Source organism: Nonomuraea dietziae (genome assembly GCF_014195505.1).
Lineage (GTDB): Bacteria > Actinomycetota > Actinomycetes > Streptosporangiales > Streptosporangiaceae > Nonomuraea > Nonomuraea roseola.
Genome location: NZ_JACIBV010000001.1, coordinates 5,381,606 through 5,395,002, shown reverse-complemented (window position 1 = coordinate 5,395,002; position 13,397 = coordinate 5,381,606). Strand labels below are relative to the sequence as shown.

The following is a 13,397-nucleotide window of genomic DNA, read 5'->3' as shown; positions in this document are numbered from 1 at the left end:
AAATACGCCTCGGAAGATCGCACAGGAGACTAGCACCGATGGTGGTGGTGGCGCAGTGGAGGAAGGTGATGATTAGTGCGCCGATCCGCCCGCAAGGGTTCGACCGCGCGACACCCGGCGTTCGCCGTGCCCTGGCTAGGGTCCGTGGGCTGTGAGCGACAGGGATCCCTACTTCGACAACGCCAAGTTCCTGGCCATCGTGCTCGTCGTGTGCGGGCACATGATCGAGGATCTGCGTGACGACCCGATCGCCCACGCGCTCTACTTCTACGTCTACGTCTTCCACATGCCGCTCTTCATCACGCTGAGCGGCTACCTGTCGAGGAACTTCACCTTCTCCAGCGGCAAGGCGCGCAAGCTGATCGCCACACTCGCGGTGCCGTACGTGCTCTTCGAGCTGGCCTACTCGCTGCCCAGGCTGCTGCTGTACGGCAAGCTCGAGATCAGCCTGCTCGACCCCTACTACCTCACGTGGTTCCTCATGTCGCTGTTCCTGTGGCGGCTCTCCACGCCGGTCTGGCAGCAGCTGCGATGGCCACTGGTGGTGGCGGTGGGGCTGTCGCTGCTGTCGGGCACGAGCGCGCTGCCCGACGAGCTGTCGATGAACCGCACGCTCGGCCTGCTGCCGTTCTACGTCCTGGGGCTCATGCTGAGGCCCGAGCACGTCGAGGCGCTGCGCAGGCCGTACATGAAGGTCGTGGGGGCGGTCACGCTCGCGGCGGGGCTGGTGGCCGCGCTGCTGCTGCACGACGGCATCGCCACGGAGTGGATCAGGTGGCGGCACGCGAACGCGGCGATCGGGGTGGACGACCTGACCGGCAGCATGGCCAGGCTGGGGATGCTGGCCGCGGGCGTGGTGCTGGTGGCGGCGTTCATGGCGGTGACGCCCTCGCGGCGGACGTGGTTCTCGGGGCTCGGCGCCGCGACGATGTACGCCTATCTGCTCCACGGGTTCGTGGTGAAGGCGGCCGAGCGCTTCGAGCTCGGCGTGCCCGTGTCGATCGCGCTCGGCGTCGTCGTGGCGACCCTGCTGTGCACCCCGCCGGTGCGCGCGGCCTTCCACTGGGCGGTGGAGCCCAGGCTGTCGTGGGCGTTCACGGCCCTTCGACGACCCGTACGGTAGGCGCGCGGGCGATGGAGCGCAGCCACAGCAGCCCGATCACCGAGATGAGCAGCAGCCCGCCCCAGTCGAGCGCGGTGTAGAGGTGCACCTGTTGCTCGGTGACCCGCGGGACCCTGCCGATGCGCAGCTGGCTGAACTGCCACGACTGGCCGGTGAACACCAGGGTGAGCCCGATGGCGATGGCGTTCATCGAGTCCCAGAGGGCGTGCAGCAGCGCGACGCCGAGATAGGCCATGATCACCTTGCCCGTCAGGCGCCCGTGCGCCGCGAACAGCACGCCGCCGATGATCGCCGTCCACAGTCCGTGGCCGACGGGCGCCAGGATGCCCCGCAGCACCTCTGTCTCCACCAGCTGGCGCAGTGACAGTCCGTCCTCGGTGAACAGCGCGTTGAAGGCGTAGCCCGCGCTCTCGAACGCCGCGAAACCGAAGCCGACCGTCCCGCCGAGCACCAGACCGTCCCGCGCGGTACGGCGGAGCAGGTGCCTGGTCACGAAGAGCAGCGCGGCCAGCTTCACGCCCTCCTCGATGAGCCCGACGCCCAAGAAGATCACCAGGGACGGCTTGAGCAGCCACGTCTCCAGGGCCGAGGCCCCGAGGACGCCGAGCACGCCGCCGATGACGAAGCAGTTGAACAGCAGTTCGACGGTGATGTCGGGCGAGCGGTCCCGCCCGTGGGCCCAGACCACGAACGTCACGGGCACCAGGAAGCTGCCCAGCAGCACCAGCGTCGGGATGAGGGTGGAGTTGGCCGTCACCGTGGTGACGACGACCGTCGCCACCCAGAGGCCGAGCCCGATCAGGAAGATCCGCAGCCAGGGCCTCACAGCGCCATCAGCTCCGAGACCGCCCGGTGTCCCGCGGCGATCGCCGCGTCGGCGGAGGCGGCGGGGACCGAGTCGGAATTGGCGATCGCGATCCTGCCGAACTGCCTGCGGGCGGTCTCGGCAGGGAAGGGCCCGTCGGGATAGAAGGCGTTCCACGGCCTGCAGTACTCAGGCGCGTAGCCGTGGCCCCACCGGTTGACGGTGATCGCCTCGATGTCCCGCTCGGGATCGAACCCCGCCGAGCCGAGCAGCCTGGTGAGCTGGTCGCGGATCGTGTACTCCATGTGGGCGAAGGGCGTCCTGATCAGCGCGTGCCTGCCCGCGACGGCGCCCTGGGCCGGTGCCATGCCGCCCTTCGCGGGGGTGGCGATCATGTGGACGGTCGCCGGTTCGTCCGGGCTCCTGGGGAAGTCGTAGCCCGGCATGCTGACCGGGTGGTCGAGCTTGGAGACGCACCAGTAGGCGCCGGTCCACCGCACGCGGTCGACGCCCGCCGTGTGCCACGCCTTCCAGTCGCGCAGCTGGACCATGGCGTACAGCATCGGCATCTTGACCGCCTGGCGCAGCGCGGCGCGCTGCTCGGAGGGCAGTTCGGGCATGAGGTAGGGGATCATCATGTTCCAGCAGGCCATGATCACCGCGCCCGCCCTGACGGTCCTGATCGTGTGGCCGTCGAAGTAGCCGACCGTGGCGCTGGTCGCGCTCTCCGGCGCGCCGTCGTTGGCGACGGAGACCACGGGGCTGGCCAGCCTGAAGCGCACCTTGTTGGTGCTCAGGTCGAGCCTGCCGTAGTCGTAGGAGGCGGTGGTGATCGCGTCCATGTCGGTGGCGCTGGCGAAGCCGGGGATCATCCTGCCGACCATCATCCGCACGAGCGCCTGGTTGCCCTCGGGGAAGTGGTAGATGTACGGATCCTCCGCGCCCCACTCCTTGATCATGGTCGGCGAGTTGTACCTGGACGGCTTGTCGTTGTCGAGCCCGAGCCCCTTGAAGCCCGGGTAGTTCCAGCCGCGCGCGCTGCCCCACGCGTCGATGGCGCCGAAGGTGGTGGTGTCGTAGGCCCACTCGTCGTTGGACATGGTCCTGCAGAAGCGCTCCACGTCGGGGTGGACCTTGGCGACGTCAAGCAGGTAGCGCGAGTAGGTCAGCGAGGCGAGCTGCTCCTGCTTCTGCTTCCTCGACATGCCCTCGAGGTAGTCGGGCGGGTCCTCGTAGAGCGTGATCAGGTCTGTCTTCGCCTGGTCGGCGATCGGGAGCTGGTCGGCCAGCTGCTCGGGCGTGAGGTCGTCGGTGAGGCGGACCAGCTTCTCGGCGGCGAAGCTCTCCCTGTCGCACATCACGCTGTCGGACATGTCGAGCCCGGAGTAGAGCTCCTGGTCGTAGTACTCCTCGAACCTGTGCACTTCGACGCCGAGCTGGTCGAGCAGGGCCTTGCCCTCCTCTGTCCAGACGGAGGGAGCCTCGATCGACTGGGAGCCGCCGCAGCCGATCAGCGGGCCCCTGCGGCTTCTGTGGGTGAACTCGTTGCGCCGGGCGTGTCCGCCGATCTCGTCGTGGTTGTCGAGGATGAGGATCCGTGCGCCGGGGTTGAGCCTCTGCCACTCGAAGGCCGCGCTCACGCCGCTGATACCGCCGCCGACCACCACCAGGTCGTACGTCTCACCCGTGGCCCGCGGCGTCCCCGCGTACTGCCAGAACCTGTCGTCGCGCAGGGCGTGGGGCACGCTCAGAGCGGCGGGCGTGTTGCCCTGCAGGCCGGTCAGCGTGGGAGGGAAGCGCACGGCGTAGGGGACCTCGAGGTCGTCGGTGCCGATTCTTCCCAGGTTCGCGCCCAGACCGCAGCCGGCGAGACCGCTGAGCGCGGCGGCTCCCGCGGCCATGGCGACGCCGTCGAAGAAGTCACGGCGGGAGATGGGGCGCCCCATGCCGAGTTCGCGCGAACGGCGCGGATCAATCTCCATGACGTGATCATCACCAGCGGCCGGAAATGCCGCCTTGTGGCGCGCAGTGCTTCGATAAACATTTGCCGCGCTATTCGTGAACGGGAACGTTCCGCTGACCATCGTGGATGACCAGGCCCGTTGCCCTAGAAAGGAGGGGAGTCAGGGAAAGGGAGAGAGCATGTTCAAGGCGTTTTCCGGAATATGTACGGTGGTGGCGCTCATTTCAGGATGCGCGGTGACAGAAAAGGCCGCGCCTTCCTCCCCTCCTGTGCCCGCTCCCGGTCTCGGCGCCGCCCTCCTTCCCGCGCCTGCCGGCATGCGCGTCGCCTACGGTCCCGAGTCGGGCCCGTACGGCACGCTCCGCGCCACCGGGGCGGGGCCGGCGGCGATGCGCCGCTCTTCCTCCTGCGCCACCACCCCGGCGCTCGACGCCGCGGCCCCCGAGGTGCGCTTGGCCCCCGCGGCGGTCGTGGCCTACAGCTCGGACGCGGGCTCCGTCACCCAGGCCCTCGTCGAGCTGCCCACCGCATTCCCCGCCGAGCTGCCGGGCAGGTGCGCGTCGTACAGGGCGGTGGTGGACGGCCAGCGGGTCACCTACACCACCAGGCAGATCGAGCTGCCGCCGCTCGGTGACCGGTCGCGCGCCTACGTCACGGCGGTCTCGGGCGGCGGACAGCGCCTGGAGGTCGGATCGGTGGCGGTCATGCGAGGAAGGGTGGTGATGAGCCTGCTCGTGGTGGCGCGAGAGGTGAAGGAGGCCGGGCTGGCCGAGCAGAGCCGCAAGGCCTACGAACGGCTCGAACGGGCGACGAGGACGCCGCGTTGACGCGCGGCGCATGACGCTCACCCCGCCGGGTGCGTGCGCGGTGCGTGGCCCGTCAGCGGACAGGGCGAACCTTCCCCCATGACGACCACCACCAAGCACGTGTTGATCTCCGGCGCCGGTCTCGCGGGGCCCGCCATGGCATACTGGCTCATCAGGTCCGGCCACGCCGTCACCGTCGTCGAGCGGGCCCCGGCGCTGCGGGAGGGCGGCCAGGCGGTCGACTTCCGGGGCGAGGCGCACCTGACGATGCTGGAGCGGATGGGGATCCTCGAGGAGGTCCGCAGGCGCAGGACCGAGCCAGGGCCGCTGGTCCTCATCGACGCCGACGGCGCCGAGCAGGTCCGCCTGCCGGCCTCCTTCACCGGCGGCGCCGTGGAGATCACCCGTGGTGACCTCTCCCGTCTGCTCTACGACCTGACCAGGGAGAGCGCCGAGTACGTCTTCGGCGACTCCATCGCCGCCATGACCGAGAGCTCCGACGGCGTGGACGTCGTCTTCGACAGCGGCGCCAGGCGCGGGTTCGACCTGGTGATCGGCGCCGACGGTCTGCACTCCAACGTGCGCGGCCTCGCCTTCGGCGAGGAGTCACGGTTCCTGAAGCCGTCGGGCTACTACGTCGGGCTCTTCGACGCGCCCAACCACCTCGGTCTCGGCAGCAGGGCGCTGATGTACAGCGAGCCCGGCCGGGGCGCGCTCGTCTCCCCCTCGGAGCACGACAGCGGCTCCGTCACCGTGGGGTGCGTCTTCGCCTCGGGCTCCCTCGACTACCACCACCGCGACCTCGACACGCAGAAGCGGCTGCTCGCCGAGGCGTACGAGGGGGCGGGCTGGGAGCTGCCCGAGCTCCTCGCCCACCTGGAGAGCTCGGGCAGCTTCTACTTCGACTCGATCAGCCAGATCCACATGGACGGCTACACCAGGGGCCGCGTCGCCCTCATCGGCGACGCGGGTTACGGGGCGACCATGGGAGGCATGGGCGCGGGCATGTCGCTCATCGCCGCCTACGTCCTGGCGGGAGAGCTCGCCGAGGCGGGAGGCGACCACGAGGTCGCCTTCGCCCGCTACGAGGAGCGGATCCGCGGCTACGCCAAGGCCTGCCAGCGGGTCGCCGAGGGCGCGGGCGGGTTCTTCGCGCCGAAGAACGTGCGCCGCCGCAACCGCGTCTACAAGATCCTCGCGTCGAGCTTCCTCATCGGAGTCCTCGACAAGCTGAGCACCAAGGCCGCCAACTCCATCAAGCTCAAGGACTACCGCTTCCCCGCGAGGGTGTGAGAAAGCATGTCGGGCGGCTCTGTAACTTTCTGGGGTCTCGGACCACTTCTCTATGTCAACGAACATCGGGACATGAGGAGTTGGGGCGGTGACGGATGAGCGAGAACGATTCACCACCATGTACGACGAATGCCGTCAGCGAGTGTGGGCCTACGTGGTCGCCCGCGCTGGACGGCAGGTCGCCGACGAGGTGGTGAGCGAGACGTTCGCCATCGCCTGGCGCAAGCTCGACCAGGTGCCCGGCAACGCCCTGCCGTACCTGCTGGGGATCGCCAGGAACGTGCTGCGCGACTCCGTCAGGGAGGAGGCGCGGCGTGAGGGTCTGGCCAGGGAGCTGCGCGAATGGGTCGTGGGCGACGTCGCCGACCAGGTGGCCGAGCGCCTGGGAGTCCTCAGGGCCATGGCCAGGCTGACCCAGGACGAGCGCGAGCTGCTCATCCTGGTCGCCTGGCAGGGGCTCTCCTCGCGTGACGCGGCCAGGGTCGTCGGCTGTTCGGTGCCCGCGTTCAAGGTGCGGCTGCACCGGGCGCGCAAGCGCCTCCAGCAGGAGATGGAGCCCACCGCCCCAGCCATGTCCAGGATCGGACTCAAGGAGGAGTGGTCATGAACCCGATCGACGAACTGCGCGCCGCCCGCCCCGCCCACCTGGGCGACGGTCCCGTGGACGAGGAGACCAGGCGCGCCGAGCTGGCCCACGCCATGGCGCAGGGCAGGCCCGCCAGGCGGCGCAGGAACCTGCGTCCGGTGTGGGGGCTGAGCCTCGCGGGCGCGGCGGCCGCCGTCACGGCCTTCGCCGTGCTCACGGCGGGGACGGGCGGCGGCACCGCGCCGCGCGCGCCCTCGCAGGCGCTCACCCAGCCGAAGGCCGGCGAGACGGTCAAGCTGTCGGCGCAGGAGGTGCTGCTCGTCGCGGCCTCCCGCGCGGAGCGGGAGCCGGCCACGACGGGCAGGTTCTGGCACACCGAGTCGGTCGACAGGATGCTGTTCGTCGCGAGCGCCGGCTACGTGATGGCGCAGGAGCAGCGCATCCGCACCTGGGTCACCGCCGGCGAGCAGTGGTCCGAGATGAGGACCCTCGCCGCGGAGCCGGCCACGGACGAGGACAGGGCCAGGTGGGAGGCGGCGGGCTCGCCCAAGGAGGTCGAGATCCCGGTGCCGGGCAAGAAGGGCGGGATGAGGCTCGTCACGACGGAGGCGGGCAAGCCGTACACCGGCCACCACAAGAGCAGGTACGCCTACTGGCTCGGCCGCAACGTCACCCTCGCCGACCTCGCCTCCCTGCCCGAGGACGAGGCGGGGCTCAAGGCCTGGCTGCTGGAGCACTACGAGGGCAAGGACACCGAGGGTGACCGGCCCATGGGCGAGGACGCCTGGCTGTTCAGGGTGAGCGCGGGCCTGATCACCGACATGCCGGTCAGCGCCAAGGTGCGCGGGGCCGCTTTCAGGATGCTGGCCGCGCTGCCGTCCGTGACCTCGGTCGGCACGGTCATCGACTCACAGGGCAGGAAGGGCACGGCCGTCTCCATCGAGACCGACGTGAAGGTGAACAACGCCGACACCAGCCGTGGCGTCGTGCGGGACCGGCTGATCATCGATGAGGAGAGCGGCAGGGCGCTCGGCAGGGAGAGCGTCGTGGTCAGGCCCGGCGGGCTCTGGGCCGGCCTGGCGCCCGGCACGGTCTCGAGCTCGAGCGCCGTCGTCGAGGCGGGCTGGAGCGACACCAGGGAGCGGTGAAGGGGCCCGCTTCACGTCCGGTTCGCCGAGGCCCGCGTGACCTCGGCGAGCTGGACCGTCGTCAGGGCGGGCACCGCGATGGGATGAGCGGCGCCCGCGCGCAGGCCGTCGAGGAAGAAGGCCAGGCACCGGCGCCAGGCCTGCGGCGCGGCCTCCATCGCCTCCCTGATGACCTGGGACATCGCCCATACCAGGGTGGCCAGGTCCTGCGGCTCGAAGTCGTCGCGCAGCTGCCCGCTCTCCTTGGCCCGCTCGATGATCCGGTCGAGCTGCGTGAGCCCGCTGTGGCAGGCGTCGTTCGCCTCGCCGGTCACGGGGAAGCGCCGGGCGAGCGCGTCGTTGAGCCCGTGATCCTGCGCCTGGAGCGCGAACAGCGCATGGAGGAAGCCGACGAACCCGTTCCAGGGGTCGGGGTCGGCCAAGGCCTGCGCGGCCATCCTGTCGAGGGCGGCCAGCCGCTCGGGGAAGATCGCGTCGAAGAACGCCTGCCTGGTCGGGAAGTGGTTGTAGAGCGTGCCGATGCTGACGCCCGCCCTGCGGGCGATCTCCTCGAGCGGCGCGTCGATGCCGCGCTCGCCGAACACCTGGGTGGCCGCGACCAGCAGCTTGTCGCGATTGCGCGCCGCGTCGGCCCGCAACGGCCTGGTTCCTGTCACCCTGTCGTCACTCCACCTAAGTCGAGGGAAGCCTCAGCTTCATGATACCGTCTCGATAACTTGAGGGTCATCTCGACTTATCGACTCGGAGGGCAGTGCCATGTCCGTTTCACCCCGCAGGACCGCCGTCGTCATCGGAGCAGGACCGGGGCTCGGCATGTCCGTCGCGCATCGCGTCGGCCGTGAGGGCTACACCGTGGCCCTGGTCTCCCGCAGCGACGTCCGCCACGCCGGATACGTCGAGTCGCTGGCGGAGGCCGGGATCGAGGCCGAGGCGCACGTCGCCGACGTGCGCGACCGCGAGCTGATCTCCGCCACCCTCGACGCCATCGCCGAGCGGCACGGGGGCATCGACCTCCTCTACTACGGACCCGGCGCGCTCGACCCCGACGCCCACCCGACCCCGATCACCCGCATCGACTCCGATGACGTGCGGACGGCGATGAGCTGGGTCTACCCGGCCGTCGACGTGGTCGCCAAGGTGCTGCCCGGCATGATCGAGCGGGGTGAGGGCGCGCTGCTGTTCGCAGGCGGCCTCAGCGCCGTCGTGCCGATGCCGCCCCTCGGCAACCTGGCGCTCTCGTCGGCGGCGCTGCGCAACTACGCCCTGACGCTGCACGCCGGGCTGGCCGACCAGGGTGTCTACGCGGGCACCCTCACCATCGGCGGGCTCATCGAACGCGGCGACATCCACCGGTTCGTGAAGTCGAACCCCGAGCGGTTCGGCGACGCGGGCGTCTCCTCGCTCGACCCCGACGAGATCGCCGACGCGGCCTGGCGGCTGTACGCCGACAGAGACCGCCCCGAGGTCGTTTTCAGCGCCTTCGGGTGAGGCTAGGGTGTTCCGCCGTGACCGAACCGGACTTCCTGCGCGACACGCGCGCGTCCTACGACGCCGTGGCGGCTGACTATGCCGCGCTCTTCCACGACGAGCTGGCGAGCAAGCCGCTCGACAGGGCCATGCTCGCCGCCTTCGCCGAGCTCGTGAAGGCGGCAGGAGGAGGGCCCGTCGCCGATGTCGGGTCGGGCCCTGGCCGCGTGACGGCACACCTGGACGGCCTGGGCCTGACCGCGTTCGGTGTCGACCTGTCGCCCGAGATGGTCGCGGTGGCCAGGGCCGCCCATCCGGGGCTGCGGTTCGAGGAGGGTTCGATGCTCGCCCTCGACCTGGACGACGGCTCCCTCGGCGGCGTCGTGGCCATGTACTCCATCATCCACATCCCCGACGAGCGGCTGCCCGAGGTGTTCGCCGAGTTCCACAGGGTGCTGGCGCCAGGCGGCCACCTGCTGCTCGTCTTCCAGGTCGGCGACGAGTCAGGGCGCAGGACGGAGGGGTTCGGCCGTCCGATGTCGCTCGTCTTCCACAGGCGGCAGCCCGACCGGGTGGCCGAGCTGCTCGCCAAGGCCGGCCTGGAGGTGCGGGCCAGGCTGGTGCGTGAACCCGAAGTGGGGACCGTCGAGAAGACGCCCCAGGGCTACCTGCTGGTCCGCAAGCCCGGCTGAGCCCGGCGATCTCGCTCGGCGGCGGGCTCCTCCCTAGCGGGACCCGCTCAGCTGGTCGAGCCGGAGCTGCAGGCCGTCGAGGATCCGGTCGAGGCCGTAGACGAAGTTCTCCTCGCGGGCCCGCACCGGATCCTGGCCGCGCTGCACGGCGAACTCCTCTCGCAGCCGGTCGTGCTCCTGCGCCGCCTGCTCGGCCGCGGGCCACAGCTGCTCGATCCACTCCTGCTCGGTGTAGCCGGTGCGGGCGAGCAGGGACAGGAAGGCCGCCTCGCTGCCGGTCATGCCGATGACGTAGGCGATGACGCTGCTGATGGCCTGGTCGGCCTCGCCGGGAGGGAAGCCCGCGCTCCTCAGGATGGCCAGCACCCGATCCGAGACCCGCATCATGTTCGGCCCCAGATAGACGAGGCCCGCGTGGCCGAGCAGGGCCGTCAGCCACGGGTGACGCAGGCCTGTCGTCCGCAGGCTGTGGGCACAGGCGCTGATGGAAGCCCGCCACCGCGCGGGGTCCTCGGCCTCGGGCACCGCCACCTCGCCGTAGATCTCGTCCACGACGAGTTCGAGCAGCTCGTCCTTGTTGGCCACGTGCCGGTAGAGCGAGGTGGCCGCGGCCCCCAGCTGGGTGCCCAGACGCCGCATGCTCAGAGCCTCGATGCCCTCGGCGTCGAGCAGCTTGACGGCCTCCGACACGATCTGCGCCCTGCTCAGGGCGGGTTGTTGCTTCTGCGGGCGCGGTCGCGTCCACACCGAGGGGATCGGCTGCTTCTTGGCTGGCATGAGGGTCTCCTCTTCTGTCCCCTCCACGATAGTGCACGTCGTGCGCCGCTTGCGTACATCATTCCACGATGCGTACAGTGTGCGCACCGAGAGCCTGGCCTTCATCTCGATGGCGGTGGCCGTGCTCGCGTTCAACGCCCTCGGCGCCACCCTGGGACAGAAGATCGGCAACCGCCCCATGACGGCCGCAGGGCTGGTCGTGATGGCCGCGGGATTCGGTGTGCTGGCGATCGTCTCGCCCGCCGACGGCTTCGTGGTGCCGGCCACCGCGCTCGTCCTCATCGGCGCGGGCAGCGGCCTGGCGATGCCCGCGGCGACCGGGGCGCTGATGGGCGAGGTGCCGGCCGAGCAGGCGGGTGTCGGATCCGCGCTCAACGACACCATCCAGCAGGCGGGAGCCGCGCTCGGGGTGGCCGTCCTCGGCAGCGTCCTGGCCGCCGGTTACCCGGACGGCATGCCCGAATCGGCCTCCGACCAGGCCCGTCGCTCGATCGCCGACGCGCTCGTCCACCACTGAAGAAAGGCGTGACCCCTCATGAGCCACACCACCCGGCTCGACGTCACGGTCTGGTCCGCCACCTCCTGGGTGTCGAACCTCCCGAGGGTTACCGCCTCACCCCCGTCCCCCTCGACCTGGACCTCATCGGCGAGTCCTTCGCCTGACCGCCCGCTGCGGGTGAAGGGCTCTCGTGCCGTCAGAGCATGACGTGGGCGGCCGGGTGGCCGACGAAGGAGAACTGGGCGACGCGGTTCAGCTTGATGTCGTCGGCCTGCCAGGTGTGCATCGCCGAGTCGGCGCTGCGCCAGTAGACGAAGTTGAACCGGTCCGTCGAGTAGATCTTGACCTTGTCCTCCTTCAGGCGGCGGACGAGGTGGGTGTCCTCGCCGCGCGTGATGTCGGCGAAGCCGTACGACGTGAACATCTCGGCCTTGCCGAGGAACGTGCCGCCCTGGACCAGCCACGTGTAGCGGTGCTCCAGGCCGGGCAGGCGGAGCATCGTGGTGTTGGTGCCCTCGAAGTAGGTGTAGTGGGCGCCCTTGCCGACGAGCTCGGCGTCGGAGTAGTCGAAGGCGCGAGCCAGGTCCGACAGGTAGTGCTCGCCGTACAGGTTGTCGTCGTCCATCTTGGCGATGAGCTCGCCGTCGGCGGCCGCGATGCCCAGGTTCATGCAGGCGCCGAGCGAGAGCTCGGCGGCGGCGGGCAGGACCACGACGTCGGAGATGCCCGCCATGCGCGCCTTGTCGGCGACGACCACGGGGTCGATGTCGAGGCCGTGCAGGACCATGACGAGCTGGAGCGGTTTGTGGATCTGCTTGGCGACCGAGGAGATCGCGTGCTCCAGCTGCGCGGCGCGGTTGGTGGGCAAAACCACCGAGATCGAACGGGTCCGCTGCGAGACGGGACGGCCGAGCAGACCGAGGATCTGGTCCACGCGGTGGGAGAACAGGTGCTTGTCGAAGACTTCGCGCATGGCGAGGTGGCCCATGCGGGCGCGCAGCTCGGGGCTGTTGAGCAGGTGGAGCACCTGGTTGTAGGACTCGAGGGGCTCGCGGGCGATGGGAACCAGCGGCCCGAAGGTCTCCTCGATGGCGCGTGACCAGCCGGAGACGACCGGCGTGGCGCAGGCCGACAGCTCGAAGACGCGGCGGGCGCACATGGTGGGCGAGTCGAGCACCGAGTTGACGTTCAGGAAGACCTTGTACATCCGGTACGCGGCGAGCATCTGGTCGTAGGGCAGCTCGCCGACGATGTGCGGCTCGTACTTCTCGGGCCAGGCGTACTTGTCGTCGACGGAGCCGTTGCGGGCGAAGATGTGCAGGCCGAGCTCCCTGATCGGGTCGATCACGGTCTCCATCTGCTCGCGCCGCTCGGGGTGCTTGTCGCGGAAGTACATGCCCGCGAAGACGACGTCGTGCAGGCGGCCCTGCTTCTGCTGGATGGGGTTGTGGACGCGCGGCTGGGCGGCGAACTGCAGCACGTCGACCCGGTCATGTCCCAGAACTTCACGATATTTCGGCACCATGTCGCCGTCGCACGTGAAGACGAAGTCGAACAGCTTGGCGGTGTCGATGAAGAAGTCGAAGTTGGGCGGGTCCTCCTTGTTCCAGAAGACCGTGGGGATGCCCTCGGCGCGGCACCACTCGACGAGGTCGCGCAGCTCCTGCTTCGGCGCGTTGCTACCTGTCATCTGGTAGCGCCAGCGCCCCTGGTTGCCGTGCCAGGCCGACTCGCAGAACAGCAGGTCGGGGCGCTTGTCGGCGAAGATCTGCGGCCAGTCGCGCAGCCCGAACTCGATCTGGTCCCACTCGTAGCGGAAGGCCATCCTGGAGAAGTCGTCCAGGATGACCGCGACCTTCAGGTCGGGCCTGTTGATCGGGCCCGTCGGCCACTTCACCGCGGGCACCTCGACCAGCGGCGGCCGCTTGCCCGCGAGCTCGGTCACCTCCGAGACCGGCTGCGGCGGCTTGGGCGCCTTCTCGTGTGAGCGCACGGCGGCGACCACACGGCCAGGTTTCTTCGAGGTCAGCGCCTCGCCCAGTTTGAACGAGCGCTTCGCCTGGGTGGCCTGGAGCTTCCATGCGGCGTACTCGGCCTTCGCCTCGGCTATCTCCAGGCGCCGCCGCAGCTCCTTGATCTCCGATTCGTACCGTTCGACGAGCTTGCGATCCTCAGGTAGCCAGTTGATCGGCCCGAGTCGCTGAAAGGTCGGCTCTTCTGAAGACATCCGCTCGCCCT

General features: G+C 69.8%; 14 protein-coding genes. 9 read left to right on the top strand and 5 right to left on the bottom strand.

Going from position 1 to position 13,397, the window contains the following annotated elements:
- The first annotated feature begins 151 nt into the window (after positions 1–151).
- Positions 152–1,123 (top strand): acyltransferase family protein, encoded by a 972-nt coding sequence (locus FHR33_RS25680; RefSeq protein ID WP_183652632.1) that lies wholly within the window; start codon positions 152–154, stop codon positions 1,121–1,123.
- On the opposite strand, the gene FHR33_RS25675 is transcribed toward FHR33_RS25680, so the two are convergent.
- A complete protein-coding gene (locus FHR33_RS25675; protein ID WP_183652629.1) occupies positions 1,095–1,949 on the bottom strand; it encodes a PrsW family intramembrane metalloprotease in 855 nt (284 codons plus the stop codon). The two genes, FHR33_RS25680 and FHR33_RS25675, sit on opposite strands and share 29 nt — an antisense overlap.
- Positions 1,946–3,910 carry an NAD(P)-binding protein gene (locus FHR33_RS25670; protein ID WP_246452077.1) on the bottom strand — a complete coding sequence of 655 codons (1,965 nt, stop codon included), beginning with the start codon at positions 3,908–3,910 and terminating at the stop codon, positions 1,946–1,948. Before FHR33_RS25670 ends, FHR33_RS25675 begins: the two co-directional genes overlap by 4 nt.
- Positions 3,911–4,127: 217 nt before the next feature.
- Between FHR33_RS25670 and FHR33_RS25665 the strand changes: the two genes are divergently transcribed.
- The 4 genes from FHR33_RS25665 to FHR33_RS25650 all read left to right on the top strand — a co-directional run bounded on the left by FHR33_RS25665 (position 4,128) and on the right by FHR33_RS25650 (position 7,724).
- Positions 4,128–4,718 carry a hypothetical protein gene (locus FHR33_RS25665; RefSeq protein ID WP_183652626.1) on the top strand — a complete coding sequence of 197 codons (591 nt, stop codon included), beginning with the start codon at positions 4,128–4,130 and terminating at the stop codon, positions 4,716–4,718.
- Between the two features lie 78 nt (positions 4,719–4,796).
- A complete protein-coding gene (locus tag FHR33_RS25660) occupies positions 4,797–5,990 on the top strand; it encodes an FAD-dependent monooxygenase (RefSeq protein ID WP_183652623.1) in 1,194 nt (397 codons plus the stop codon).
- Between the two features lie 88 nt (positions 5,991–6,078).
- On the top strand, positions 6,079–6,597 hold the full coding sequence (locus FHR33_RS25655) for an RNA polymerase sigma factor (RefSeq protein ID WP_312895720.1): 519 nt from the start codon (positions 6,079–6,081) through the stop codon (positions 6,595–6,597).
- On the top strand, positions 6,594–7,724 hold the full coding sequence (locus FHR33_RS25650; RefSeq protein WP_183652620.1) for a CU044_5270 family protein: 1,131 nt from the start codon (positions 6,594–6,596) through the stop codon (positions 7,722–7,724). The genes FHR33_RS25655 and FHR33_RS25650 overlap by 4 nt, the downstream gene beginning before the upstream one ends.
- A gap of 11 nt (positions 7,725–7,735) precedes the next feature.
- On the opposite strand, the gene FHR33_RS25645 is transcribed toward FHR33_RS25650, so the two are convergent.
- Positions 7,736–8,380, bottom strand: coding sequence for a TetR/AcrR family transcriptional regulator (locus FHR33_RS25645; protein ID WP_183652617.1), 645 nt, complete (start codon positions 8,378–8,380; stop codon positions 7,736–7,738).
- A gap of 100 nt (positions 8,381–8,480) precedes the next feature.
- Between FHR33_RS25645 and FHR33_RS25640 the strand changes: the two genes are divergently transcribed.
- Together FHR33_RS25640 and FHR33_RS25635 are read left to right on the top strand one after the other, a co-directional pair.
- Complete coding sequence (locus tag FHR33_RS25640; RefSeq protein ID WP_183652613.1) at positions 8,481–9,212, top strand: SDR family NAD(P)-dependent oxidoreductase; 732 nt, start codon at positions 8,481–8,483, stop codon at positions 9,210–9,212.
- A 17-nt stretch (positions 9,213–9,229) separates the two neighbouring features.
- Positions 9,230–9,883: a class I SAM-dependent DNA methyltransferase gene (locus FHR33_RS25635; RefSeq protein ID WP_183652610.1), complete on the top strand. Its 654-nt coding sequence runs from the start codon at positions 9,230–9,232 to the stop codon at positions 9,881–9,883.
- 33 nt (positions 9,884–9,916) lie between these two features.
- Here the strand turns inward: FHR33_RS25635 and FHR33_RS25630 are convergent, their stop codons facing one another.
- Positions 9,917–10,660, bottom strand: coding sequence for a TetR/AcrR family transcriptional regulator (locus FHR33_RS25630; RefSeq protein ID WP_183652607.1), 744 nt, complete (start codon positions 10,658–10,660; stop codon positions 9,917–9,919).
- Here FHR33_RS25630 and FHR33_RS25625 point away from each other — a divergent pair.
- Both FHR33_RS25625 and FHR33_RS25620 read left to right on the top strand, forming a co-directional pair.
- Positions 10,659–11,177, top strand: coding sequence for an MFS transporter (locus FHR33_RS25625; protein WP_183652604.1), 519 nt, complete (start codon positions 10,659–10,661; stop codon positions 11,175–11,177). The two genes, FHR33_RS25630 and FHR33_RS25625, sit on opposite strands and share 2 nt — an antisense overlap.
- A gap of 8 nt (positions 11,178–11,185) precedes the next feature.
- Positions 11,186–11,323, top strand: a complete 138-nt coding sequence (locus tag FHR33_RS25620; protein WP_183652601.1) for a hypothetical protein — start codon at positions 11,186–11,188, stop codon at positions 11,321–11,323.
- 32 nt (positions 11,324–11,355) lie between these two features.
- Here the strand turns inward: FHR33_RS25620 and FHR33_RS25615 are convergent, their stop codons facing one another.
- Complete coding sequence (locus tag FHR33_RS25615; RefSeq protein WP_183652598.1) at positions 11,356–13,386, bottom strand: glycosyltransferase family protein; 2,031 nt, start codon at positions 13,384–13,386, stop codon at positions 11,356–11,358.
- Positions 13,387–13,397: the final 11 nt, after the last annotated feature.

What these genes read in the sequence shown, in the direction of transcription:
- FHR33_RS25660 (WP_183652623.1), top strand. Translation starts at nt 4,797, where the DNA reads ATGACGACCACCACCAAGCACGTGTTGATCTCCGGCGCCGGTCTCGCG.
- FHR33_RS25640 (WP_183652613.1), top strand. Translation starts at nt 8,481, where the DNA reads ATGTCCGTTTCACCCCGCAGGACCGCCGTCGTCATCGGAGCAGGACCG.
- FHR33_RS25670 (WP_246452077.1), bottom strand. Translation starts at nt 3,910, where the DNA reads ATGGAGATTGATCCGCGCCGTTCGCGCGAACTCGGCATGGGGCGCCCC.
- FHR33_RS25625 (WP_183652604.1), top strand. Translation starts at nt 10,659, where the DNA reads ATGAGGGTCTCCTCTTCTGTCCCCTCCACGATAGTGCACGTCGTGCGC.
- FHR33_RS25630 (WP_183652607.1), bottom strand. Translation starts at nt 10,660, where the DNA reads ATGCCAGCCAAGAAGCAGCCGATCCCCTCGGTGTGGACGCGACCGCGC.
- FHR33_RS25650 (WP_183652620.1), top strand. Translation starts at nt 6,594, where the DNA reads ATGAACCCGATCGACGAACTGCGCGCCGCCCGCCCCGCCCACCTGGGC.
- FHR33_RS25615 (WP_183652598.1), bottom strand. Translation starts at nt 13,386, where the DNA reads ATGTCTTCAGAAGAGCCGACCTTTCAGCGACTCGGGCCGATCAACTGG.